We start from the raw sequence: 23,708 nt of genomic DNA, 5'->3' as shown, positions 1-23,708 counted from the left end.
TCTTATCCGGGCCCGCATGTCTGTGCCCATGAGCCCGGGTACGTGGGCCGATAAGCCCCGGTATGCGGGCCCATGAGCCCACGTATGCGGGCCGGAGTAAAGATCGTATGAAAAATGGTAATTATCTTGTTCATAAAGGTTTATGATATGGGGGAAATCAAGTTGGTCTCTTCCTTATTTGTGCAGGGGGAAAGGTCTTTGGGAAATTGTGTGAAGAGTAATGAATCAATAGTGTATTTGCATGTGGCTCAGTTGGATAATGTCAGACTGTTATTGATAAGATTTATAGATGAAACTGGCGGTAGAAAAATTATATTTTATTTGTAATCAACTCTTTTTTTGATTTTCTTTGCAAAAGAAAATGATGAACAATGAAATTTATCTATAGTATCTTATTTGCTTTACTTTGGATAGGGATTACAATTACTTTTGGATCCTATCTTTATCGTATGGGTCTGCCTATTGTAAATGCAAGTGCACAAAAACTCTTGTTGCGTACAATTGATGAAGACTTGGAATGTAGATTCCGAAAATTGAATCCCAATCAGGCGTACGTTACCGGGAAGAAACAAGTAAAGAATAAGAAAGTAACCCTTACAGATAAGAGCGGGACTCACGATGTACGTCGATTTGGCATTGATACTGTTTATGCGGATACATCTTTTGTGCAGAGAGTTAAACAATCTTACCTTATAGAGCGAAACTCTATCAATGTGGATTCTCTGAATCAGAAATGGCTGTTGAAGCTTCGTATGGATGGCATCTGTGCTAAGACCGGAATAAAATTAACAAGTTCTCTAAAGAACGGAGAGCGGATATCGGTGTCGTGTGGGCTAAATGAACTTGATTGTTTTTTATTAGCCTATAGTACAGGGATCGGTTATTGCATAAAAATGGATGCTTTTATAAGACCTTTTTGGGTGGACGTTATTTTAAAAGCACATTGGAATAATCTATGGACTTGGAGCTATGTTCTTTTTTCACTGATCTTTTGTTTGTTTTATGTTCCGGGTGTTCGTCTTTTTCTTGTTCAAGTTTTATCTAAGTTCAGAATAGTAGATAATCATGTTAAATCGTCGCAACCGCTTGTTCAACAAAAAAGTGAATTTGTTTGGGAGGTCAATGGACTTACATTTGATTATCTGCAGAGGAGTATCACTTATCATGATCAGACTTGTATACTCCGAAAACAAGTTGTTGAGGTATTGTTGGCATTTCTTAAAGTACCCGGCCATTTGCTGTTGAATGAAGATCTGAAAAAACTATTCTGGAAAGAATTGGATAATGTCGATTCTTTTATGGAACGCAGGAACCGACTGATTACTGATTTACGTACCGATTTAAGGAAAATAGGGGCTAATCTTGGTGTTACTTTGGTAAATGGAGGCTATCAACTTCACTTTCGTTCAGAAAATAGTAAAAAATCAGTCTTTCTCACTGGCGGTGGGCGAGAAAAGCCATACCTTTGCAAAAAACATAGAGTATGAAAAACGCAAAAATTACTATTGGACTTATCGGGCTACTGCTAATAGGTCTTGTTTCTGTGAGAAAAGAAGGAAAGGTACAAGAAGCCGGTTTGCTATTACAAAATGTGGAGGCTTTGGCTACAGGAGAGTCGTTCCCCGATGGAGAAATAGCCTGTTTCGGTGACGGATCTGTGGACTGTCCGTTCACATATCTGAAAGTTGAGGTAGTATACCGTGAAGAATAATGGGCCGTCCCATTAAACTTATCGGCTATTTATGCTTTCTGATGGCACTTTGCTCATGTAAAGAGACCAAAGAGCAGCAAATATCCCGTTTGATTCACGAATGGGAAGGTAGAACGATTGTCTATCCCGCTGATATGACATTCAGTGTTTTGGGAAAGGACAGTGCCGGTTATTCGTTTCCTCAAAATGAATATACCATAATGACTTGCATATTTCAAAGGGAAAAAAGGAAGCTTCAATACACATACACAGACTTGCAACCTTTGTTAATGAAGCTCTCACGCCCCATCATTATCAACCAATACGAAAGGAGGTGATGTGTGCAAAAGTAGCAAATTTTATCAAAACAGGAAAAGGTTTTTGATTCCACCTTAAAAGGAATGAGTGTCATGTTTTGGCACAAATGGCTATAATTTTTCCACACGTCGTTTAATAATATGTAAACCTATGCAGAAACAGTTTTTTTTTATAGTAATTTTTTCATGCTTATTGTCGAGCTGTAATTTGAGGGATAATACGAATATCTCAACATTCGATAAGGTAATAGAAGTAAAATGCGAACAATCAGATACAGAATTATTGATTAATGTGGGATGGATTGGTTGTGTTGATACTTTTTTAGTAATGACCCATATCGCCCAAAAGGACTTTTGCAGTGTATATTCGATACCTTCAGGAATGAAAAAAATATATGCTTATGGATCTTTAGGAAATGGTCCGGGCGAATTTCTTCAACCGATGATTACATACGCTCATGAAAACACATTTGGCTTGAACGATATCAATACGCAAACTTTGGCTGTAATGTCTTTGAATGATAGTAAAGATGGTATGGTTATTAAAGAGTTATCAAGAAATAGAGCACCTTATAAGCGTAAGAAAGGTGAACTAAATCCGGCGGATTATAAATTTGTGAAGTTGGATGACAAACATTTTGTTTCGCTATTATGCGGAAAAGACGGAAGTTTCTTTTCGCTGTTAGATAGTAATTTACAACCATTACAAAGATTTGGAAATTCTCCTATTGAGGGAGAATTGTCTATGCTGTCGTCACGAATGAATTTAAAGGGGCATTTATCTGCTTATGAGGGCAATATGGTATTTACTCCTAACAAATTGCCATACCTTGCAAAATACCATTTGGAAAACGATGTCATGATAAAAGATTGGAGCTTCTATTTTGATAAATCTTTTTATGAATGTAAAAACAGCGACCTTCTGTTTAGTAAAGAAAGAAGTTTTGGACAAGTATTAGATTTAGCAATGGATGACAAGTATATTTATGTATTATATTTAGACCAGCTATTAAGTGATTATGATTTTAAAGACCCACATAAATCAATGGCAAACAAAATATTAATTTTCGACTATAAAGGATTGCCTATTGCAAAATTATTATTAGATAAAAGAATATACCGGATAGCTTTATGCACGAAGTTGCATAAAATAATAGGATTGGGTAATATGCCTGAACCTACTTTAGTATCGTTCGATAACATTCCATAATTTCAGAAGAGAGTGGGGCATTTCGCTGCGACTAAGTCCCTATATTCGAATTTATCATTTGGTCCTGTTAAGCATCATTTGTATCATTGTTAGGTATATCATGGTTTGTGAAGTTTCTGGAAGTACTTCGTTGTCTTTACTGAGCCTTCTAAAACTTTCGAACCATGAAAAAGTTCTGTCCACAATCCATCTTTTGGATGGTACTGTGAACTGTTTGGCGGCATCAGGCCTGAGTATGTTTGCAGTGTGAATAACTACCACCGGAATTATGCCAAGCGTATCAATGTGATGAGAAGTTCTTACAGTTTTGGAATCTATGGGGCTGATAGCTTTGCCAAAAGCTTTTCGGACCGATTCTCGGAGATGGTGCATCAACTCCTCAAAGACTCTTTCCAACTTCCATTTACGGAAATAGAAGTAAATGGTTTACCAAGGGCCAAATTCCTTGAGAAGCATTCGCCACTGACAGGCGGTCTTAGTAAGGTACAGCATAGCATTTATCATCTTACGTAAAGGATGTTTTCGTTTCCTTTCTTTGGTTTCTACTATATTCTTTATAACTTACCACTGTTTATCAGTTAGGTTGGTTGGATAATTACTCATAACTTATGTTTTGGTAGCCATAAAGTTAAGAAATGATATTTAATTAACCTGCTGATAGATAATATATTATATTGATCTTTTATAATTCAAAACGGCTTCTAAATATCTTAAAAACAATAATTGTGACTAGAAATATTTGTCATGTTTTTTCTTTGTCTGCTGTCGCGATAGTCGTTTGTTATCTGTTTTTTTATTCAGATGCAGTTCGGGTGTTAATGACGGAAGTGGTGAGTAAAAGTCTTGCTGCTTCTAAAGAAATTTATTTTCGATCGGCTAAAATTGATTCGGTATATAGAAAGCATGAGGGGTATAAATACTTTCGGTTTGTGAAGAAGCTTGATGATGTGGAATTATCAAGTAACCTTGTTGAAGGCTCAGACTCGGTACTGGTTATAGTTGATGACAGATATAAATTACCTGATTGTGAACATTTGGTTAGTCTTTCTGCCGATGCATTTCCATTTATTCTCATAGATAGTGAAGAGGATGCCTCTTTTGTTGTGTCATGTGTGGTGAAAGATTCGTTATATCGTTATCGGTTGAAAAGAGAATAGAAGGAAGGAAAGAGCTGACTGTTGTGTGGTGATGGCATTTACTGGTTGTTTTGAATTTATTGAATCATCACAACTGCCAGCTCAACAAAAAGGTGAATTTGTTTGGGAAGTCAATGGACTTACATTTGATTATCTGGAGAGGAGTATCACTTATCGTAAACAGACTTGTATACTCCGAAAACGAGTTGCTGAGGTATTGCTGGCATTTCTTAAACCCGATCATTTGCTGTTGAATGAAGATTTGAAAAAACTATTCTGGAAAGAATTAGAGGATGTAGATTCTTGTATGGAACGCAGGAACCGACTGATTACTGATTTACGTACTGATTTAAGGAAAATAGGGGCTAATCTTGGTGTTACTTTGGTAAATGGAGGCTATCAACTCCACTTTCGTTCAGAAAATAGTAAGAAATCAGTGAAAAATCAGTGAGAAATCAGTCTTTCTCACTGGCGGTGGCCGAGATAAGCCATACCTTTGCAATAAAAACATAGAGTATGAAAAACGCAAAAATTACTATTGGACTTATCGGGCTATTGCTAATAGGTCTTGTTTCTGTGAGAAAAGAAGGAAAGGTACAAGAAGCCGGTGTGCTATTGCAAAATGTGGAGGCTTTGGCTACAGGAGAGTCGTTCCCCGATGGAGATATAGCCTGTATCGGTGACGGATCTGTGGACTGTCCGTTCACATATCTGAAAGTTGAGGTAGTATACCGTGAAGAATAATGGGACGGCCTATTAAACTTAATCGGCTATTTATGCTTTCTGATGGCACTTTGCTCATGTAAAGAGACCAAAGAGCAGCAAATATCCCGTTTGATCCATGAATGGGAGGGTAGAACGATTGTCTATCCCGCTGATATGACATTCAGTGTTTTGGGAAAGGACAGTGCCGGTTATTCGTTTCCCCAAAATGAATATACCATAATGACTTACGTGGATTCGGTGGGCTGCACCAGTTGCAAATTGCAACTTCCTACATGGAAATATTTCATTTCTATGGTCGACACAATGGCCAATGGAAAGGTATCTTTTCTCTTTGCTTTCCATCCGAAAAACAAAAAAGAAATCTCTTTTCTATTGAAGAGAGATCGATTCCTTTATCCGGTTTTTATCGATGAAAAGGGAGGTTTTGATGCTTTGAATCATTTCCCCTCGGATGTGAACTTTCAAACTTTCCTTTTGAACAGTCAGAACAAGGTGCTTGCGATTGGTAATCCTGTCCATAATAAAAAGGTGCGTGACCTTTATTTGCAAATTATTACCGGACAGCAAACCGGAGTCGCTACCTCCTCCCAAACAAAAGTGGTTTTGGATAAAAACCTCGATGAAATGGGCGATTTTGATTGGAAAATTCCTCAGATCGCTACTTTTAGTTTGCGGAATCTTGGCGATCATCTTCTGATTATCGAGGACGTAAATGCTTCGTGTGGCTGTACATCCGTCACTTACAGCAAGGAGCCTGTGCCTTCGGGGAAGTCTGCCGATATTCAGGTTACTTACCGTGCAGAACATCCCGAACATTTTGAGAAGACCATTACTGTATATTGTAATACTCCCACCTCTCCAATACGTTTGAAGATTCGGGGTAATGCGATTGATAAAGAAAACTAATAGTTAACCTTAAAAAAATATGGAGAATGTTAGCCTATGGAAAAAGTTTGATTTAGAAGGCAATTGGATTGCTTTTCCGTGGAAATGATAAGCGGAATAAATAAAATGATAATAAACTAAAGTAAGAAAATAAAATGAAGACGAAAGTTAAAGTAATGATTGCGTTCATCGCAGTGATAGCAGTATCTTTTATTGGATATAATGTGTATAAAGCACAGAATACAAAATTATTATCCGATATAGCAATGGCCAATGTAGAAGCATTAGCTAACACCGGCGAAGGCGGTAGTTCAACAACATATTGTTGTGGTAATTACGGTGATTGTATGAAGGTTATATTACCTAATGGTACCACGACTGTCATCAAGGGAATTAGATTAAATTCTCCATGTATTAATTAGAACAAATGGTTGCACAATATATCTGTCTTTAGTTTGTATCCACAAAATACTAACTATAAAATTAAAGAATAGATGTAAGCAATAGTTTAGAAAGAGAAAAGCTTCATATCGTAATGGGATATATCGAATTGATATATTCCATTATAAAAAACATTTAATAATATTGAACCATGATCAAACGACCGTATTTATGCGTCACTCTACTTCTATTATCATCTATGTGTATCTTGGGGGGATGCAAAAAAGAGAAATCCCATACAGTTCTGGAATTGTTTTCTGAATCCCAATCTCTGTCTCAAAAGAAGGACTTTTATGTTAATGAAGATTCTATAGCAATAATAGAGGGATTAAGTTGTGATGGAAAGAATCTCATAGCTAATGACTATCACTCGGGATGTTGCTATACGCTGTTTGACAAAAAATCAGGTGAATATATCGCTCGTTTTGGGACTATCGGACAGGGGCCGGCTGAGTTGCCTTCACCCTGTTATGGCTACTTAACGGAAAGCGGTTTCACTGTTTTTGATGACCAAGTACGCATTGTGATGAAATACAGTCTTGACTCTTTACGCAACAGTCGCAAGAAGGATGGTTCACCGGTACGTCTGGCGCAATATAAAATTCCGGAGGCACAGATTTCAAGGCTCATAGCGATAGACGATACGACTTTTTTGTGTGCCGGGACATATAAATCCCGTTACCAATATCTGTTATTCAACAAAAATGACAGTGTGCTGGATTACGGTGTGGATGTGTATAATGCTGCGGATAGCGCTTTTCAAACATACACCAGATATCTTTCTAATCAAGGAAATTTAGTTATGAACCCTGAGAAACATACATTTGCCGGTTCAATTAACTTCTCGTCCAACATAGACTTTTTTGAAATAGTAAACAATAAAATTGAGTTGATAAAATCGTTGAGGTTGGGAGATCCAATCAACAAACCCGTTAATGAAGAAGGAATTTATTATGTCGATCTAACAGAAAATACTCAGACGGGTTATATAGATCTTAGCGCTACCTCTAAGTATGTTTATGCTTTGTACTCTGATAAAAAAATGTACGAAAACAACCGAAAATCAGATACCGTATTGGTTTTTGACTGGGATGGTAATCCGATTAAGAAATATTCGTTAGATACTGATGCTTATTATATTGCAGTGGATAGTACCCAACAGAGTTTGTTTGCTGCTGTGAAAAATAGTTCAAGTGGATGGAAAATAATATGTTATGCGCTAGATTAATGATTCACACCATATATGGATTTAGTCTTCCTGCCGATATATTTCCATTTGTTTTCACAGATAGTGAAAAAAGTACTTCTTTTGTCGTTTTATGTGTGGTGAAAGATTCGTTATATCTCTATCGGTTAAAAAAAGAATAGGAGGAAAAAGAGAATTGTTTGTTTGGTTATGGCGGTATTTACTGGTTATAATTTTTATATTATGAAAAATTTCAGTTTAATTGTGGTGGGAATATTGTTTATATATTGTGTTTCATCTTGTCGGAAACAGGTTGATAAGGGATTTGAAATGACCGTTGATCTGTCTATTTCTAATCCATATCTGCCGATGTCTGTATTGGTGGACACCATTGAGTCTGTCAGGCTGCAATTACCTTCTCCTTATTTTTGGGGTATGGTCGATAATGTAATTTCAAAAGATTCTTGTTATTACATTTCGGATAGAAAGCAAGAAATGGCATTTCGATTTAGCAAGAATGGTACTTTTTTGAATGCGATTGGTCAGCGGGGTGAGGGACCGGGAGAGTATAGAGAGATGGACTCTTTTTTCGTGGGAAAGGATTGTGTTTATGTCTGTGATATGAGTAAACGGACTATTTATTCTTACGGTTTTGATGGAAAATTTCTTCATTCGTTGAGCTTCCCTTATTCTCTTGTTTTCAATGATGTTGTTGAGTTGCCGGATGGCCGTTTTCTCTGCCATCGTCCTTCTGAAGATGAAAACTGTAAGGGACTTTGGATTCTGGATCAGAAAGGGAGAAGAGTGAAGAACTTATTGGAATATGAAAAGGGGATTCCTTATGTGCATTCTGCATGGAATACACTGTGTGCTCAAGAGGATGGAACCATAAAAATCTATAATCCGGTGGATGGAAGCTATTATCAATATGATGCTGTGAATGATACAGTGATAAGAACCATGAGGCAGAAGTCTAATTTGCCTATGTTGGCGGATTTTCACTGCTCGGACCGGGAATTGTACGAGACGAAAGAGGAGTGTACATACAGTCTTTTCACGGTGGATGGGAAGAATCTTGTTTTCTCTCTTTGGTCTTTTAATTCACCCAATAAAGGGATGTGGTCTGTCTATTTTAAGAAGGATGGACGGATAGAGCAAGGAAATTTGACCAAGATGGATATTCCGGGATATTCGGAAATGGGACGTCCGGTTTCATCTAATATCCCTAATACATTTGTCACAGTTTATACGGATGAATTTCCGGATGATGCATTTCCGTCCGCTTATCAGCAACAGGAGATAAATGAGCAAACTGCGATACTTAGTCTTTTGAGATTAAGATGAGTATTAGGGGTATGAGAAGGTATGATTGTCTGTTAGTAAGTTAGCGAAATAGAACCAAGATGGGAATCAATGAAAAGGTTAAACTTAAAAATCAATAAAGAGATACCGGAAGAAGAATTCAAACGCTTTCTAAATAGAATGCTAAACTTGATTCTCTCCTCTGGATAGTGCAGTCTCATGTATTGATGTATGTGTATAGACATTGATTGACGAAGGGCTGATTCCTTTATCCGACTTTTATCGATGAAATGGGCGATTTTGATTGGAAAACTCCCCAGACCGCTACTTTTAGTTTGCGGAATCTTGGCAATCATCTTCTGATTATCGAGGACATAAATACTTCGTGTGGGTGTACATCTTGCTTATAGCAAGGAGCCTGTGTCTTCGGGGAAATCTGCCGATATTCAGGTTACTTACCGTGCAGAGCATCCCGAACATTTTGAGAAGACCATTACTGTATATTGTAATACTTCCACCTCTCCAATACGTTTGAAGATTCGGGGTAATGCAGTTGATAAAGAAAACTAATAGTTAATCTTAAAAATTATGGAGAACGTTAGCCTATGGAAAAAGTTTGCTTTAGAAGGCAATTGGGTTGCTTTTCCGTGGAAATGATAAGCGGAATAAATAAAAAGATAATCAACTAAAGTAAGAAAATAAAATGAAAACAAGAATGAAAATTACGATTGCGTTCGTCGCAGTGATGGTTCTGTCGTTTACTGGTTATAATGTGTATAAAACACAAAAAGCAATCCAGTTGTCAGATGTAGCTATGGCAAATGTAGAAGCATTGGCTGATGGCGAAGGAACTAATGCCGGCTATTGTTATTTGGAAGATACTTGGAGTACAAAAAGAGGTTATAAATATTTTTGCGATAGTAAAACTGATAAAAATACAATCTATCCATGTCCATCTTCAATGGAGTCTGGGTGGTATGATGATAATAAGCAGGATCGGTGTACTAAATAAAGTTGGTCTTTAGTTAGATAATTATCTCAAAAGTAGATATTGGTTTCTTGCTTCCCTATAAATTTCGTTCAAATAGAGGCACGAGAAAATCACATCTATTTTTGAGATAAAAAAACAGTTGGAAGAGCTACTGATTTATTTTGTTTCAAATAATAATCACAATATAAACTAAATTAAAAATATGCATATCATTAAAGTGATATTTAGTCTTGCACTAATATTGAATATTTGCGTTAGTTGTCATGAAAATGATGACACCGCATACTTCAATGGTAAAATTCAAACGATTGAAGATAGTATCAAAGACACGAAGAAAGCTACATTGAAAATACTTCCATTGGATGGAGCGAATTTTGGATGGCTATCCACATACGACTCACTGATGTTTTTTATGAATCCTAAATTGCCGGATCGCTTTTATAATATATTTAATATAGACACCGGAAAAGAAATAGGCACTTTTTGTTATAGAGGAAGTGGTCCTGGGGAAGTTGCCGCTTTGGGTCCGATTTTTCATTTCTTTAAAGAAAAAGGGGATCTGAAAACTCTACTGTTCGCTCCTAATGAAGAGAAGCTATTTATCTGGAATATAACTCAGTCGATCAAGCGGGACACCACTGTTATGGATAAGCAAATCTCCTATCCCTGGAGAGAGGAGAATGGAGGTGCTCCATACTATTTGATGTTTCTAAAGGATGAAAATACATTAATTACAGAGTTACAGTCGTTCCCGCTTAATGATAAAGAAGCTACTTTGCCCGCTTATCAAAAACGGACACTTGACACGAATAAGTTGCTGAAGAGCTTTTCAAGCTATAAGAAGTCGATAAGGAATGATGAAGCTTCCATTCTGCCGGAGTCTTTTTTCTACTCGAATGATGCCATTAAACCGGATGGAACTAAAGTGGTGCAAGCTATGGTTCATCTTGCGCAATTGAATATTCTGGATCTTGAAACAGGTCATGTGAGCGGCTATCGTTTGGAAGGTGAACCGGACTTTTCTGTTTTTAAAAGTGATGAAAAAATAAAGTCGTATTTTACAAGGGTTCAGGCAGATGACAATTACATATATGCAGTATATTGGGGAAAAGAGCGTTGGGAACGTTTTGAGACTCCACACATGAATATCATTCATGTATATGATTGGGATGGGAATCTGGTACAAAAAATAGAGACGGATTATAGCATTGGGCAGATGTGGATAGATCCTATCCGAAATAGATTATATGTGACAAATCCCCAAATAGATGACGTGCTTTATTTAGACCTGGATGATTTCTTGGTTCCTAACACAGGCTTATGAATTCATCAACTAAAATAATAGGATTGCCTCCGATGTCAAATTCAATCCTAAAACATGAATATTTTAGAAAGAATAAGTCTGAATAGAAAATAAGCATTTGTTTTAACTATGAAATATGTATTGTTTATCCTGTTAGTTTTAACTTTGGCAGCTTGTCAATCGGAGAAAGATAGGCGGTTGGAATATGCTTTGGAATTTGCCGGCGATAATCGCGTGGAGCTTGAAAAGGTATTAGAACATTATAGAACTGATCCGGAAAAATTGGAGGCAGCTCGTTTTTTAATTCGTAATATGCCGGGATGGTATTCTTATGAAGGAAATGAACTTGATTCTATTCACCATTTATTAGTTGGGGTTTGTGAAGGGCGTTCTATATCTAAAAGGGAGAAGAATAAATGGAACAGAATTTCCTTTGCCTCTCTCTCCAAGATATATGACGCCCAAGTGATAACAGCGGAATATTTGATAGATAATATAGACCTGGCTTTTGAAGTTTGGAGGAAATATCCTTGGAATAGAAATTTGCCGTTCGATGATTTTTGCGAACTGATATTACCTTACAGAATAGCCGATGAACCTTTATCGGATTGGCGTAAATTGTATTATGAAGATTATGGAGCTCTACTCGATTCTCTTTATAAGGGGGATGATGTTATTGAAGCTTCTAAGATCATTGACGGGAAACTGAGAAAGCTGTATTACATCTACAATACTGATTTTCGGGTACCTCACTTGAATGCTGTTTTTCTTTATCATAACCGGATTGGTTATTGTCGTGAAGCATGCGACCTGACAATATATGCTATGCGTGCTTGTGGAATTCCTGTTGCGACCGACTATTTTGTTTATTCACCCGATTATCAACATTATCATTGTTGGACGATGTTGCGTGACACAACGGGAACTTTTCTTCAATTCGGATTTAATGAGTTTGAAGCGTCACGTGATACCTTACGGCATGACGGAAGGAAAAAGGGGAAGGTGTATCGCTATTGTTTTGGCGTACAACCTGAGAAAATCTCCGGGATTTCGGGCAATAAACGGTTGTATCCTGTGTTTAGAAATAGATTTGTGAAAGATGTGACATCTGAATATTTTGGAAGTAATGATACGACAATACCGATACAAATGTCTGGAGAGCAATATATCTACTTAGGGATATTTAGTCCCGGCGGATGGATTCCTATAGATATGGCACTTGGTAATGCTGGTAAGGTTACTTTCCGGGATATAGAACCCGATGTGATTTATCAGACTCTTTATCAGGGAGATGGAGGAAAACTGTATCCGGCAGGATATCCGTTTATATCTAAAACGGGGGGTGGGTTTGTTTTGTTGAAACCCAATATCGATTTGATGGAGGAAGCTATATTAAAGCGGAAAATGCCTCAGCAAAAGACGATTGCGGAATGGGCTTATCGAGCTATCATAGGGGCAAAATTTGAAGCAGCTGATGATTTGTCATTTATGCAGGCGGATCTGTTATGGCAATTTGAGGATACGCTTACCACTAATTATTGTGTGTTGACTCCGCTTCTAAGAAAGAAGTATAGATATGTTCGTTATGTTGCTCCGATAGGGAAAAGAATGGAGTTGGCGGAACTGGCACTGTTTAAGGATTCATTATGTAAGGAGAAGGTTCGGTTGAGGAGGATAAACAGTATAGAACCGATTGCTAAATTAGAGTATGTTACAGATGGTAATATACTGACTTATTTTCAGGCACGTGATACATCTTGTTATCTGGCCTATGATTTGGGGGAAAGTACGCTGATCGAAAGAATTGTTTTTTCTCCGCGTAACGATGATAATTACATTTGGCCCGGGGATAATTATGAGTTATTCTATCAGGACGGAATAAATGGATGGAAGTCGTTAGGCAGCAAGGTGGCTACAGAAAGGGAAATTGATTTTCTGGTGCCACAAAATGCTCTGCTATGGTTGAGGAATCGCACAAAGGGACGCGAAGAGCAGGTCTTTATTTATAAAAATGGAAGACAATATTTTGCATTTGATTTATAACAACTTACCGGATTAAGACAATTGTTCTTCCGAAAAAGTATATATTTGTGTGTCAGTGTTTTGCGTAATCTATAATGAAAAGAACGGAGAACTTTAATTCATCATCAAGCTCATATACGGTTGCATTTCACCCAGTATCTTTTCCGATAATTCGGTAATGGTCATTCGGGTATGTACTCCGGGTAAGCGGACTTCACTGGTCATACATTTTCCTTTGCAGAGATAGTAATAGCCGTTATTGACCGAAAGCTGTTCGTCAGTCAGTTCGATATTCATTTCCACTTCGGGACAACCAGCTGCATAGAGCTGAAGAACTGCCCGGGCATCAATGATGCGTGCCATTCCTAATGGGACACTTGGCAGGGATTCTACAGGGGGAAGTTGAAGAATAATCCGTTCAGTGCCGTTTCTTAGTCCGGCCCGGTAGAGTAATTGTGCCCGGACAGCTTCATTGTCAGCAAACAACTCGTTGATATACGAACTATCATCGTGTTTATAGACAACAGCTATACCCGTTACTCGATTATCCTTCCGGGCAATGAGAACGGCATTTTGTGTCAAGGCAAGATCGGCAAGGACTACTTTAAAATCTGTAGACGTATGTTGCAAACAACAGGTACGTTCGGATAGCTTGCCGGTCAGATATTGATAATAATCTTCCTGATATTCCGTTGTTTCTTCAATCATGGTATCCGGTTCCGGATCAATGGTCAACTCTGAAAGTGAGAAGACTTTGTGGGAGATACGGAAAGCGGGAGTATAGCCTGTTTTGGCGTAATAACCAAATAGCCAGGGTTCGGCAGGAATCAATGTACTAAACAGAACACCGTTACGGAGCATGCGGGCAAAACTCTGTGATAATAACTCCCGCATCACTCCTTTCGCACGGTAATCGGGATGCGTACACGCACCGGAGATATACGAAGTAGGTACTATTTTATTGCAGAATGTCATGGGATAAGGGAGCATTTGGAGCGCAGCAATCACTTCTTCGCCACTTTGAATGGCTAAGTTGACTTCGTTATTGTAACGAAGCCGGAAATAAAGTTCGATGAATGCTTCGCTATCATCGAAACAAAGTTTCCATAATGATTTTACCTGCTCCTTTATCATTTGATTATGCTACCATTTTATCATTTCTACAGGCTGCTCTTTCAGGCAAGCCATATATTTCTCCAAAATAGTTTCCGGGTGGTACGAAAGTTTAGCTTTGCGTAACCCTTCTATTCCTAAATCTTCTTCTCTGTTGATGTAAATATATTGTTCAGGAATGTGATTGGCAAATTCGTAATTGATCATGGCATAAGCGCCATCGATGCTGGTATCTGCTTTTTCTACATGTACACCGAAAGTTTCTTTATTGATCGGCATGCCGAAAGTGAAGGCTACAATCTGTCCATTGACGTGCAGGATACCGCCCGTCAGTCCTAACTCTTCGAAATGATTGAGAGCATAGATCAAGGCACGCCGCTCATTTCCGGTCCCTTCCTGTTGGTCGCAGTCATTGGCTTTGCACCATTTGGCCTCTAACTCCAGGCATTCTTCTATCCGGTCTTTGGTGATCGGAGCATATTCATAGTTAGGATATGTATTGCGGAACTTGTTTATATGATTTCGTTTCGATTGATATTTTTTCCCCTTCAATGTTGCGAGATCAGTACGCAAATAGATGTAGTCGGCATAATCACGGTCGACTGTGAATGTAAACTGTCCGAGCATTGTAGCTTCGAGATCTTCACGCATACATGAACAGACTCCCAACATGCAGAAAGATTCACCCTCCTGTCGGGCATCTTCAATAAGTTCATTCAGTACTTCTTTGAGGTTGCCTTCGCCAATAGGCATCATATAGGCCAACTCACCGCCGGCCCAAAACTTGAAAACCAAGAAGTTATTGATAATGGCAAACTTGGTGTGATACAAGAATCGCCAACTGCATAAGTTGGAAAAAGAGAGGTCGCAGTTGCGACGGCAACTATTCATCGTGTAGGCTGTAATGGTATCCTTGTCCTGGATCGTTATATCTTTGAATGCGATCATAAAGTTGTTATTTCCTATTAACTGTTTATATATAACAAAGATAAGGTGATTTTGTTAGAGAATTCCTAGTAATCGTAGAATAGTTGGGGTCAACAGGGCGGTGAAGATGCCGTTGAGGGTTAGACCGAGACTTGCATAAGCACCATATTTGCTGCTGATGTCCATGGCCGTTGAGGTGCCAACGGCATGAGCAGCCGTACCCATAGAGAGCCCTTGTGCGATAGGGCTACCTACATGCATGATTTTCATCGTTTTGAAACCTAATACTGCACCGAGTAACCCTACACATACAACTACAGCTGCCGTCAAGGACGGAATCCCACCCAATGTTTTGGTTACCTCCATCGCAATCGGAGTAGTTACTGATTTAGGAGCAAGTGACAGAATGACTTCCTGTGAGGCTCCCATCAGCTTGGCTATCAGTACGACTGAAATAACACCTACGATGCAACCTGCTAATTGAGACAAGATGATGGGAAGCAGTTGCTTTTTTATTGTCTCGAGTTGCAGGTATAGAGGGACTCCGAGAGCCACGACTGCCGGTTTTAGCCAGAATTCAATCAGGTGTCCTCCCTGGTTGTAAGTCTCAAAGGAGATGTTGGCCAACTTAAGGAAAATGATAATGACTGCGATAGTCAACAAGATGGGATTGAGTAGGAGTATTCCTGTTTTTTTCTGTAAAAGCTTGGCAAAGAAGTAGATTCCGAAAGTGATTGCCAGCAAGAAGAATTCGTTTTCTAAATAATTCATTTGAGTTTACGTGTTAATTGATGAACCCATCCGGTGATGACAAGCACCAACAGGGTACTGACTAAAGTAGCTATCACAATCGGCCAGAACTGTGCCGCGATGATGTCGAAATATAACATCAGGGCTACTCCTGGAGGAATAAAGAAAAAACCAAGATTAGCAACCAGAAAGTCGGACATTCCCTGCACCCAATGCAATTTGATCCAACCTAATTTCAGAAAGAGGGTGAGCAGCAACATCCCGATGATGCTGGACGGGAGCTTAATCCCCGTGAGATAAACAATCAATTCACCCAAAGCCAAACAGCCAAATAAAATGGCACACTGACGTATCATACTATTACCTATTGATTTTTGAAAACGTTGCAAAGTTATGAAAAATAAGGTTAGGGTAGCAACTAATAGGACATGAAGATTCTTATTTAACAGTGGGGATTACAAAAAAATAAAGAAAAAGTAAACGAAATGGATTACTTTACCTATTTTTGCAAAGGAAAAACGAACATACATAACGAATATTAACCACTAAAAACAGAATTGGTATGAAAAAGAGTTTGTTAATCAGTGTTTTCGCAACACTCACGATGATGATTTCTTTAAATGCACTTGCACAAGAAAAAGCGACAGGAAAGGCTTATAAAGCTATTCAGAAAGACGAAAAAGTTATCAACAAAGATTTGCAGAAAAAAGCTATTAAAGAAGCACGCAAACAAGCCAAAGAACTGACAAAAGAAGGCTTCAAAACTCCGGTAGGAAAGTTACCGTTGGATAAACAACTGGAGAATTCATGGGAAAAACAGATGGAAATTGATATGAATGGCAATCCATACTGGTATATTGCCACATCAAGAGTGATTGGTGGAAATCAGTCGGCTGCAGCCATGCAGGCTACCAATACTGCTAAGATTGACATTGCCGGACAGGTTCAGACAAAGGTGACTCAACTGATTGAATCGAAGGTTGCCAATGACGATATGGGACAGGAAGAAGCGGCCAGCCTGTCGAGTGCTGTAGCTGCCGGAAAAAGTATTATCAGCGGAACATTGGGGCGCACTATTCCTTTGGTGGAAGTGTACAGGACATTACCAAATAAAAATGTTGAGGTAATGGTTACCATTGGTTACAGTCTGGAGGCGGCAAACAAAGTTGCTGTCAAAGCGCTTAGCGAAGAATTGGCTAAAAAATCACCGGAACTGGCTAAAGAACTGGATAAACTTGCTCAGTAAGTTTTAATATAAAAAGGCAAACTGAATGAACGTAAACAGGCTATTAGGAATTTTAGCTGTACTTTTATTGACCGCTGCCAGCGCTCTTTACGCCCAGAAACCCGTAAAAGTGAAAGGTGTACAAGGACGTTGGCAGGTCAGCGATGACATCACATTGAAGCAGGCGGAAGAGCGTGCTTTTATGGAAGCAAAGAAAGCTGCTTTGCAAAAGGCGGGCGTGATGGAGAATGTGTGGTCTGTTTTTGGGCAGATTACCCAGGAAGACGGACAGGAACTTCACGAAGCTTATTCGCAAATGAATGTGCTTGCTATCGGAGGAATGGTGAATATTACTAATAAAAAGGTAGAAGAGGTTTGGGACACAAATACACGCAGCTTGTATAAGGTAGTAACCATCGATGCCGAGGTGCAGAAAGAGGATAAACCGGACAGTTCGTATGCTCTCGAAGTGAAAGGAGTGGAGACACTCTATCGTGAGGGGGATGTGTTTCACTGTAAGTTGACTGTACATGGTACGGATTCATACTTGAAGTTTTTCTGGTTCGACAGTAATGGGGGAGCTTTGCTTTATCCTAATAGTTACGAACCCAATACGTTGTTGAAAGCCGGCAAAGAATATTCGATTCCTTTCAGTAATGCTGTGGACTATCGTATGGAGAAACAGCATAACAAGGAGAGCGAGAAGATAAATATGATGATGGTGGCAACTAAAGAGGATATTCCGTTTACTAAAGAGGTCACTTATCAGAATGTATTAGAGTGGGTGTACTCTATTCCCGCAGTTCAGCGTTGTGCTTTTTATGATATGGTACTTATAAAATAGTGGTTCCCGAACTACTGACCGTTAATCATTAATCACTTATTATGATGAAAACGAAATATTACTTTTCTTTCGTTTTTGCGTCACTCTTTCTGGTTCCATCCGTTGCTATGGCACAGGATGTGAACTATCAGAAGGAGTTTGATAATTTCCAAAAGAAACAGCAGAAAGAATATAAAGACTTTAAAAATAAAGCAGACGAAGAGTTTGCCACATTTCTGAAGGAAGCGTGGCAAAAGTATAATGCCTCTGTGGGGGATTCGATGCCCACTCGGCCGGAACCGGTGAAACCGACTCTTTTTGATAAAAAAAAGCCGATTCCTGCTCCGGTAGAGATCAAGCCGGCAGTGCCTAAGATACCCATAGCCGATAAACCGGGCGTAGGAGGCAAAGTGAATGTGGAAGTCAAGAAGCCGGATCTGCCGGCAGTGACTGATAAACCGACTCCGGGCGTTTATGTTCCGGGTAAACCTTATACACCTGTAAAGGTGGACATCCCTGCTCCGTTACCCGGAAGTTCAGTGCGTCGCAATGCGATTGAGTTTTATGGTACTCAGTTTGAGGTGGCTACGGATATTATTGAAGACTTTGTACTGGGGGGGACAAGCGAGAGTAAAGTTGCGGCTGCTTGGAGCCGGTTGTGTAAAGCCGATCATGAGCAATTGATTAACGATTGCGTCCGTTTGAAGAATGAGCACCGGATGAACGACTGGGCATTCTTGCTGTTCATTAAGCAGTTAGGGGTACAAATGTGTGGTGCTGCCCGGAAAGATGATGTTGCTTTTTTACAGATGTTTATTCTCAATAAATGTGGATATAAGGTGCGTCTGTCTAAAATAAACGATAAGCTGAAGTTGTTGGTGGCTCCGGCAGGAACTATATTCGGTGTTCCGTATATTACTTTCAAGGGCATCAAGTACTATGTGTTTGAAGCAGATAAGGGTGGTTCGATGGCTGTTTATACCTACAGTCAGGATTTTGCCAATGCCAAGAATCTGGTGTGTATGGATTTGAACGCTGTGCCACAGTTCGGTATGCAAGAGTTGGGTAAAACAGTGTCTCCTTCGGAAAAATCTCTTCTTCAAATCAATGCGGTTGTCAATAAGAACCTGATGGATTTTTATAAAGATTATCCGCAATGTGAAGTTGCTGTCTACTATAAAACACCTATGAGCAAAGAGTTGAAGAGTGCCCTTTACCCGTCTTTGCAGACAGCTATAAAGGGAAAATCAGAGAAGGATGCTGCGAACATTCTGATTGATTTTGTACAGAATTCATTTCAATATCAGACAGATGGTGAACAATTTGGCTATGAAAAGCCTTTCTTCATGGACGAGAACTTTTATTATCCGGCTTGTGACTGTGAGGACCGTGCCATCTTGTTCTCCAATCTGGTGAAAGACTTGATGGGATTGGACGCTGTGCTGCTCGACTATCCGAATCATATCGCTTCGGCTGTCCGGTTCAACGAAGAAATCTCGGGTGACTACATCTTGCTGGATGGTAAAAAATATCTTATTTGTGATCCTACTTATATCGGTGCACCGATAGGAATGTGTATGGATCGTTTCAAGAGTGTAGCTCCGGAAATAATCCGTTAGTGTTAAATATTATAATAATTGCAGGTTCGGGGTAAAAAATACCCCGAATTGCAATGTTGATATTGCAATATTGTGTACTTTTGCGGCGTGAAATAACACACCCTACTGAATTTATATACAATATTAAATATCTATGCTTAATTTAATTAACTCTATCGTTGCGCGTGCGCAAGCTAATCGCCAGCGCATTGTCCTTCCCGAAGGTACGGAAGAACGTACCTTGAAAGCTGCCAATCAGATTTTGACAGATGAAGTTGCAGATTTGATTCTTTTGGGTAATCCGGAAGAAATTAATGCTGCCGCTGCCAAATGGGGACTCGGAAATATCAACAGGGCCACTATTATTGATCCTGAGAATCATCCGAAGAAAGAAGAATATGCGCAATTGTTGTGCGAACTCCGTAAGAAAAAAGGTATGACTATCGAAGAAGCCCGTAAATTGGTACTCGATCCGTTGTATCTGGGCTGTCTGATCATTAAAAGCGGTGACGCTGACGGACAATTGGCGGGTGCCCGTAATACTACGGGAGATGTGCTTCGTCCGGCTCTCCAGATTATAAAGACATCTCCGGGAATTACATGTGTGTCGGGTGCTATGCTGCTGTTGACACATGCACCGGAATGCGGTCAGAATGGTCTGCTGGTGATGGGGGATGTTGCTGTCACTCCGGTTCCGGACGCTTCACAACTGGCACAGATTGCCGTTTGTACAGCGCGTACTGCTCAGGCGGTAGCAGGAATAGCTGACCCGAAAGTAGCAATGCTTAGTTTCTCTACTAAAGGTTCGGCAAAGCATGAAAATGTGGACAAGGTGGTAGAGGCATTGAAATTAGCTAAAGAGATGGCACCCGATTTGAATATCGATGGTGAAATGCAGGCGGATGCCGCTTTGGTTCCTTCGGTAGGTGCGAGCAAGGCTCCCGGTTCTCCGGTTGCCGGTGAGGCAAATGTGCTGATTGTGCCGAGTCTGGAAGTTGGTAATATTTCTTATAAACTGGTGCAGCGTTTGGGACATGCCGATGCGGTAGGCCCGATTCTTCAGGGTATTGCCCGCCCGGTAAACGATCTTTCACGCGGATGTTCTATTGAAGACGTATACAGAATGATTGCAATCACAGCCAATCAGGCGATTGCTGCAAAGAATGGTAAATAATTAAATCGAAAATCAGATATGAAAGTTTTAGTGTTGAACTGTGGTAGTTCATCTATCAAATACAAGCTGTTCGATATGGACAGCAAAGAAGTGATTGCTCAGGGGGGGATCGAAAAGATCGGTTTGAAAGATTCATTCCTGAAATTGACTTTGCCGAATGGTGAAAAGAAAATTTTGGAGAAGGATATTCCAGAACATACCGTAGGTGTGGAATTCATCTTGAATACACTGGTAAGTCCCGAATATGGCGCTATCAAATCACTCGAAGAAATCAATGCCGTAGGTCATCGTATGGTGCACGGAGGTGAACGCTTCAGTAAATCAGTATTACTGACTAAAGAAGTGCTTGAAGCTTTCGCTGCCTGCAATGATCTGGCACCTCTCCACAATCCTGCTAACCTGAAAGGAGTTGACGCCATTACAGCTATTCTGCCGAATGTTCCGCAAATTGGTGTATTCGATACTGCATTTCACCAGACTATGCCGGAGCATGCATATCTGTATGCTATCCCTTACGAATTGTACAAGAAGTATGGTGTGCGCCGTTATGGTTTCCACGGAACTTCTCACCGTTATGTTTCTCAGCGTGTATGCGAATACCTGGGAATTAAACCGGAAGGTTTGAAATTGATTACTTGCCATATCGGTAATGGTGGTTCGATTGCTGCTATTAAAGATGGTAAGTGTATCGATACTTCTATGGGACTGACACCGTTGGAAGGATTGATGATGGGTACCCGTTCTGGTGATATTGATGCCGGAGCCGTTACATTCATTATGGATAAAGAGGGTCTGACTACTACAGGTATCTCTAACCTGCTGAATAAGAAAAGTGGTGTAGCCGGTATGATGAACGGCTCAAGCGATATGCGTGACTTGGAAGCTGCCGTTGCCAAAGGTGATCCGCAGGCTATCCTGACTGAACGGATGTACTTCTATCGCATCAAGAAATATATTGGTGCGTATGCCGCTGCCTTGGGTGGTGTTGATGTTATCCTGTTCACAGGCGGTGTTGGTGAAAATCAGGCGACTTGCCGTGCCGGTGTTTGTGAAGGGCTGGAATTCCTGGGTGTGAAACTCGATCCGGAAAAGAATAAGGTTCGTGGTGAAGAGGCCATTATCTCAGCTGATGACTCAAGAGTGAAGGTAGTGGTGATCCCTACGGACGAAGAATTGCTGATTGCGTCTGATACAATGGCTATCTTGGATAAATAAAAGTTGATAAGTAATTATAGATAAAAAGCCGGAGGCGGAGGTTTACTCTCTGTTCTCCGGTTTTTTTATATGAGGTAGGTTAGAGATGGCAGTTCTTGTTTAAGGGTAATTGATACGCGATGATCTATTTAACAGAATATTCATGTCCCTTTCTCCTTTTCTTCTTTTTAAAATTTTTATCTTTGCTATCACTAACTCGAATAAACTTAAATAGTACCAGAATGAAACGACTTTTTTATTTCTTTCTTTTTGTTTGTGTGGCAGTTATAGCCAATGCTCAGGCAAAATATGTGTTTTATTTCATTGGTGATGGAATGGGTGTCAATCAAGTGAATGGTACGGAAATGTATCGTGCCGAAATCCAGAAAGGCCGCATTGGCGTAGAGCCTTTGCTTTTTACACAGTTCCCGGTCGGGACAATGGCTACTACTTTCTCTGCCACTAATTCTGTGACTGATTCTTCGGCTGCGGGAACTGCTCTTTCCACCGGAGAAAAGACTTATAATGGTTCCATTGGGATGGATGATCAGAAGAATCCTTTGCAGACAGTTGCCGAGAAAGCAAAGAAAGCCGGTAAAAGGGTGGGAGTTACCACCAGTGTCAGTGTTGACCATGCTACTCCTGCCGCTTTCTACGCACATCAGCCGGATCGGAATATGTATTATGAAATAGCTACCGATCTTCCTAAAGCCGGTTTTGATTTTTATGCCGGTGCCGGTTTCCTGAAGCCAACCACTACTTATGATAAGAAAGAGGCTCCAAGCATTTTCCCGATGTTTGAAGAGGCCGGTTACACCATTGCTCGCGGGTATAACGATTATAAAGCCAAAGCTGCTATGGCAGGCAAGATGATATTGATTCAAGAAGAAGGTGCCGATACGGGCTCTTTGCCTTATGCTATCGATAGTAAAGAAGGGGACCTGACTCTGGCACAGATTACAGAAAGTGCTATTGACTTTTTGACTAAAGGTAAAAACAAAGGTTTCTTTCTGATGGTAGAAGGGGGCAAGATAGACTGGGCTTGTCACGGGAATGATGCCGCTACGGTGTTCCACGAAGTGGCGGATATGGATAATGCCATCAAAGTTGCTTATGAGTTTTACAAGAAACACCCGAAAGAAACTCTGATTGTGGTAACTGCCGACCATGAAACAGGAGGTATCGCATTGGGAACCGGAAAGTATGCCTTGAATCTCAAAGCACTTGAGAACCAGAAAGCATCTGCCGAGGTACTCTCTAAAAAGATCAGTGATTTGCGCAAAGCTAAGAATAATCATGTAGCTTGGGAAGACATTAAGAATCTGCTGTCCGAAGAGATGGGCTTCTGGTCTGTACTTCCTATCACTTGGGAGCAAGAAAAGAAACTGCGTGACGAATATGAAAAGTCATTTGTAAGAAATAAAGTGGAATTTGCCGAAAGTATGTATGCCAAGACTGAGCCGATGGCTGCTAAAGCCAAAGAAGTGATGGATCAAATCGCTATGGTAGGCTGGACAAGCGGCGGACATTCTGCCGGATATGTGCCGGTATTTGCTATCGGTGCCGGTTCCGATCTGTTCATCGGTAAGATGGATAATACGGAGATACCGAAACGCATTGCAAAAGCCGGTGGGTATAAATAACCCGTTAATTTATCCTCAATATTCTCTATCTTTCAAAGAATTTCTTTAGCTT

The 23,708-nt window shown here is 39.9% G+C and carries 24 protein-coding genes and 4 pseudogenes; 22 read left to right on the top strand and 6 right to left on the bottom strand.

Features of this window, described 5'->3' with window-relative positions:
• Positions 1–147 precede the first annotated feature (147 nt).
• The 5 genes and pseudogenes from FDF36_RS21475 (at position 148) to FDF36_RS15910 (ending at position 3,217) form a co-directional block, all read left to right on the top strand.
• Positions 148–327: a hypothetical protein gene (locus tag FDF36_RS21475; RefSeq protein ID WP_310503390.1), complete on the top strand. Its 180-nt coding sequence runs from the start codon at positions 148–150 to the stop codon at positions 325–327.
• 44 nt (positions 328–371) lie between these two features.
• The gene (locus tag FDF36_RS15925) at positions 372–1,487 is read left to right on the top strand and encodes a hypothetical protein (RefSeq protein ID WP_220391999.1); all 1,116 of its coding nucleotides are present in this window, start codon (positions 372–374) and stop codon (positions 1,485–1,487) included.
• Positions 1,484–1,711 (top strand): NVEALA domain-containing protein, encoded by a 228-nt coding sequence (locus FDF36_RS15920; RefSeq protein ID WP_005779008.1) that lies wholly within the window; start codon positions 1,484–1,486, stop codon positions 1,709–1,711. The genes FDF36_RS15925 and FDF36_RS15920 overlap by 4 nt, the downstream gene beginning before the upstream one ends.
• Positions 1,711–1,923: pseudogene (locus tag FDF36_RS15915) on the top strand (DUF1573 domain-containing protein); the annotation flags it as partial. The gene FDF36_RS15920 and the pseudogene FDF36_RS15915, both read left to right, overlap by 1 nt.
• Positions 1,924–2,158: 235 nt before the next feature.
• Complete coding sequence (locus FDF36_RS15910) at positions 2,159–3,217, top strand: BF3164 family lipoprotein (protein ID WP_220391998.1); 1,059 nt, start codon at positions 2,159–2,161, stop codon at positions 3,215–3,217.
• Between the two features lie 54 nt (positions 3,218–3,271).
• On the opposite strand, the gene FDF36_RS15905 is transcribed toward FDF36_RS15910, so the two are convergent.
• Both FDF36_RS15905 and FDF36_RS15900 read right to left on the bottom strand, forming a co-directional pair.
• On the bottom strand, positions 3,272–3,589 hold the full coding sequence (locus FDF36_RS15905) for a transposase (RefSeq protein ID WP_122296863.1): 318 nt from the start codon (positions 3,587–3,589) through the stop codon (positions 3,272–3,274).
• Between the two features lie 54 nt (positions 3,590–3,643).
• Positions 3,644–3,709, bottom strand: coding sequence for a hypothetical protein (locus FDF36_RS15900; protein WP_234059408.1), 66 nt, complete (start codon positions 3,707–3,709; stop codon positions 3,644–3,646).
• A gap of 233 nt (positions 3,710–3,942) precedes the next feature.
• Between FDF36_RS15900 and FDF36_RS15895 the strand changes: the two genes are divergently transcribed.
• The 11 genes and pseudogenes from FDF36_RS15895 to FDF36_RS15845 all read left to right on the top strand — a co-directional run bounded on the left by FDF36_RS15895 (position 3,943) and on the right by FDF36_RS15845 (position 13,230).
• Complete coding sequence (locus FDF36_RS15895) at positions 3,943–4,374, top strand: hypothetical protein (RefSeq protein WP_220391997.1); 432 nt, start codon at positions 3,943–3,945, stop codon at positions 4,372–4,374.
• A gap of 52 nt (positions 4,375–4,426) precedes the next feature.
• Positions 4,427–4,804: pseudogene (locus FDF36_RS15890) on the top strand (hypothetical protein); the annotation flags it as partial.
• Positions 4,805–4,869: 65 nt separating this feature from the next.
• Positions 4,870–5,097, top strand: coding sequence for an NVEALA domain-containing protein (locus tag FDF36_RS15885; protein ID WP_220391996.1), 228 nt, complete (start codon positions 4,870–4,872; stop codon positions 5,095–5,097).
• Positions 5,097–5,985: pseudogene (locus tag FDF36_RS15880) on the top strand (DUF1573 domain-containing protein). The gene FDF36_RS15885 and the pseudogene FDF36_RS15880 overlap by 1 nt, the downstream one beginning before the upstream one ends.
• 134 nt (positions 5,986–6,119) lie before the next feature.
• Positions 6,120–6,386, top strand: coding sequence for an NVEALA domain-containing protein (locus FDF36_RS21335; RefSeq protein ID WP_259281459.1), 267 nt, complete (start codon positions 6,120–6,122; stop codon positions 6,384–6,386).
• A 170-nt stretch (positions 6,387–6,556) separates the two neighbouring features.
• Positions 6,557–7,633, top strand: a complete 1,077-nt coding sequence (locus tag FDF36_RS15870; protein WP_220391994.1) for a BF3164 family lipoprotein — start codon at positions 6,557–6,559, stop codon at positions 7,631–7,633.
• A gap of 201 nt (positions 7,634–7,834) precedes the next feature.
• Entirely contained in the window at positions 7,835–8,935 is a 1,101-nt protein-coding gene (locus tag FDF36_RS15865; protein ID WP_259281457.1) for a 6-bladed beta-propeller, read from the top strand.
• A gap of 239 nt (positions 8,936–9,174) precedes the next feature.
• A pseudogene (locus tag FDF36_RS15860) lies at positions 9,175–9,463 on the top strand (DUF1573 domain-containing protein); the annotation flags it as partial.
• A 133-nt stretch (positions 9,464–9,596) separates the two neighbouring features.
• Positions 9,597–9,905 carry an NVEALA domain-containing protein gene (locus tag FDF36_RS15855; RefSeq protein WP_010992033.1) on the top strand — a complete coding sequence of 103 codons (309 nt, stop codon included), beginning with the start codon at positions 9,597–9,599 and terminating at the stop codon, positions 9,903–9,905.
• 181 nt (positions 9,906–10,086) lie between these two features.
• Positions 10,087–11,208, top strand: coding sequence for a BF3164 family lipoprotein (locus FDF36_RS15850; protein WP_010992034.1), 1,122 nt, complete (start codon positions 10,087–10,089; stop codon positions 11,206–11,208).
• A gap of 108 nt (positions 11,209–11,316) precedes the next feature.
• On the top strand, positions 11,317–13,230 hold the full coding sequence (locus FDF36_RS15845) for a hypothetical protein (protein ID WP_220391992.1): 1,914 nt from the start codon (positions 11,317–11,319) through the stop codon (positions 13,228–13,230).
• A gap of 93 nt (positions 13,231–13,323) precedes the next feature.
• Here the strand turns inward: FDF36_RS15845 and FDF36_RS15840 are convergent, their stop codons facing one another.
• The 4 genes from FDF36_RS15840 to FDF36_RS15825 are packed head-to-tail and all read right to left on the bottom strand — an operon-like array spanning position 13,324 to position 16,355.
• Positions 13,324–14,343, bottom strand: coding sequence for a GNAT family N-acetyltransferase (locus tag FDF36_RS15840; protein WP_220391991.1), 1,020 nt, complete (start codon positions 14,341–14,343; stop codon positions 13,324–13,326).
• A gap of 9 nt (positions 14,344–14,352) precedes the next feature.
• Positions 14,353–15,270: a DUF2156 domain-containing protein gene (locus tag FDF36_RS15835; RefSeq protein ID WP_220391990.1), complete on the bottom strand. Its 918-nt coding sequence runs from the start codon at positions 15,268–15,270 to the stop codon at positions 14,353–14,355.
• 54 nt (positions 15,271–15,324) lie between these two features.
• Positions 15,325–16,020: an LrgB family protein gene (locus FDF36_RS15830; RefSeq protein WP_220391989.1), complete on the bottom strand. Its 696-nt coding sequence runs from the start codon at positions 16,018–16,020 to the stop codon at positions 15,325–15,327.
• Entirely contained in the window at positions 16,017–16,355 is a 339-nt protein-coding gene (locus tag FDF36_RS15825; protein ID WP_005784314.1) for a CidA/LrgA family protein, read from the bottom strand. Before FDF36_RS15825 ends, FDF36_RS15830 begins: the two co-directional genes overlap by 4 nt.
• 206 nt (positions 16,356–16,561) lie before the next feature.
• Between FDF36_RS15825 and FDF36_RS15820 the strand changes: the two genes are divergently transcribed.
• The 6 genes from FDF36_RS15820 (at position 16,562) to FDF36_RS15795 (ending at position 23,656) form a co-directional block, all read left to right on the top strand.
• Positions 16,562–17,245: a hypothetical protein gene (locus FDF36_RS15820; protein WP_220391988.1), complete on the top strand. Its 684-nt coding sequence runs from the start codon at positions 16,562–16,564 to the stop codon at positions 17,243–17,245.
• Between the two features lie 25 nt (positions 17,246–17,270).
• The gene (locus FDF36_RS15815) at positions 17,271–18,068 is read left to right on the top strand and encodes a DUF4384 domain-containing protein (protein ID WP_220391987.1); all 798 of its coding nucleotides are present in this window, start codon (positions 17,271–17,273) and stop codon (positions 18,066–18,068) included.
• Positions 18,069–18,112: 44 nt separating this feature from the next.
• The gene (locus FDF36_RS15810; RefSeq protein ID WP_220392017.1) at positions 18,113–19,666 is read left to right on the top strand and encodes a hypothetical protein; all 1,554 of its coding nucleotides are present in this window, start codon (positions 18,113–18,115) and stop codon (positions 19,664–19,666) included.
• A gap of 133 nt (positions 19,667–19,799) precedes the next feature.
• A complete protein-coding gene (gene pta, locus FDF36_RS15805) occupies positions 19,800–20,819 on the top strand; it encodes a phosphate acetyltransferase (RefSeq protein ID WP_005810809.1) in 1,020 nt (339 codons plus the stop codon).
• Between the two features lie 18 nt (positions 20,820–20,837).
• Positions 20,838–22,034 (top strand): acetate kinase, encoded by a 1,197-nt coding sequence (locus FDF36_RS15800; protein WP_220391986.1) that lies wholly within the window; start codon positions 20,838–20,840, stop codon positions 22,032–22,034.
• A 221-nt stretch (positions 22,035–22,255) separates the two neighbouring features.
• On the top strand, positions 22,256–23,656 hold the full coding sequence (locus FDF36_RS15795; RefSeq protein ID WP_220391985.1) for an alkaline phosphatase: 1,401 nt from the start codon (positions 22,256–22,258) through the stop codon (positions 23,654–23,656).
• Positions 23,657–23,708 lie beyond the last annotated feature (52 nt).

The organism is Bacteroides fragilis (genome assembly GCF_019583405.1).
GTDB lineage: Bacteria > Bacteroidota > Bacteroidia > Bacteroidales > Bacteroidaceae > Bacteroides > Bacteroides fragilis_B.
The sequence above is the reverse complement of the archived record's forward strand: the minus strand, read 5'-3'. Positions and strand labels throughout refer to the sequence as shown.

Bases quoted from the DNA above. Each gene is read 5' to 3' on its own strand.
- FDF36_RS21475 (WP_310503390.1), top strand. From the start codon at position 148: ATGGGGGAAATCAAGTTGGTCTCTTCCTTATTTGTGCAGGGGGAAAGG.
- FDF36_RS15925 (WP_220391999.1), top strand. From the start codon at position 372: ATGAAATTTATCTATAGTATCTTATTTGCTTTACTTTGGATAGGGATT.
- FDF36_RS15920 (WP_005779008.1), top strand. From the start codon at position 1,484: ATGAAAAACGCAAAAATTACTATTGGACTTATCGGGCTACTGCTAATA.
- FDF36_RS15910 (WP_220391998.1), top strand. From the start codon at position 2,159: ATGCAGAAACAGTTTTTTTTTATAGTAATTTTTTCATGCTTATTGTCG.
- FDF36_RS15905 (WP_122296863.1), bottom strand. From the start codon at position 3,589: ATGCACCATCTCCGAGAATCGGTCCGAAAAGCTTTTGGCAAAGCTATC.
- FDF36_RS15885 (WP_220391996.1), top strand. From the start codon at position 4,870: ATGAAAAACGCAAAAATTACTATTGGACTTATCGGGCTATTGCTAATA.
- FDF36_RS21335 (WP_259281459.1), top strand. From the start codon at position 6,120: ATGAAGACGAAAGTTAAAGTAATGATTGCGTTCATCGCAGTGATAGCA.
- FDF36_RS15870 (WP_220391994.1), top strand. From the start codon at position 6,557: ATGATCAAACGACCGTATTTATGCGTCACTCTACTTCTATTATCATCT.
- FDF36_RS15865 (WP_259281457.1), top strand. From the start codon at position 7,835: ATGAAAAATTTCAGTTTAATTGTGGTGGGAATATTGTTTATATATTGT.
- FDF36_RS15855 (WP_010992033.1), top strand. From the start codon at position 9,597: ATGAAAACAAGAATGAAAATTACGATTGCGTTCGTCGCAGTGATGGTT.
- FDF36_RS15850 (WP_010992034.1), top strand. From the start codon at position 10,087: ATGCATATCATTAAAGTGATATTTAGTCTTGCACTAATATTGAATATT.
- FDF36_RS15845 (WP_220391992.1), top strand. From the start codon at position 11,317: ATGAAATATGTATTGTTTATCCTGTTAGTTTTAACTTTGGCAGCTTGT.
- FDF36_RS15840 (WP_220391991.1), bottom strand. From the start codon at position 14,343: ATGATAAAGGAGCAGGTAAAATCATTATGGAAACTTTGTTTCGATGAT.
- FDF36_RS15835 (WP_220391990.1), bottom strand. From the start codon at position 15,270: ATGATCGCATTCAAAGATATAACGATCCAGGACAAGGATACCATTACA.
- FDF36_RS15830 (WP_220391989.1), bottom strand. From the start codon at position 16,020: ATGAATTATTTAGAAAACGAATTCTTCTTGCTGGCAATCACTTTCGGA.
- FDF36_RS15825 (WP_005784314.1), bottom strand. From the start codon at position 16,355: ATGATACGTCAGTGTGCCATTTTATTTGGCTGTTTGGCTTTGGGTGAA.
- FDF36_RS15820 (WP_220391988.1), top strand. From the start codon at position 16,562: ATGAAAAAGAGTTTGTTAATCAGTGTTTTCGCAACACTCACGATGATG.
- FDF36_RS15815 (WP_220391987.1), top strand. From the start codon at position 17,271: ATGAACGTAAACAGGCTATTAGGAATTTTAGCTGTACTTTTATTGACC.
- FDF36_RS15810 (WP_220392017.1), top strand. From the start codon at position 18,113: ATGAAAACGAAATATTACTTTTCTTTCGTTTTTGCGTCACTCTTTCTG.
- pta (WP_005810809.1), top strand. From the start codon at position 19,800: ATGCTTAATTTAATTAACTCTATCGTTGCGCGTGCGCAAGCTAATCGC.
- FDF36_RS15800 (WP_220391986.1), top strand. From the start codon at position 20,838: ATGAAAGTTTTAGTGTTGAACTGTGGTAGTTCATCTATCAAATACAAG.
- FDF36_RS15795 (WP_220391985.1), top strand. From the start codon at position 22,256: ATGAAACGACTTTTTTATTTCTTTCTTTTTGTTTGTGTGGCAGTTATA.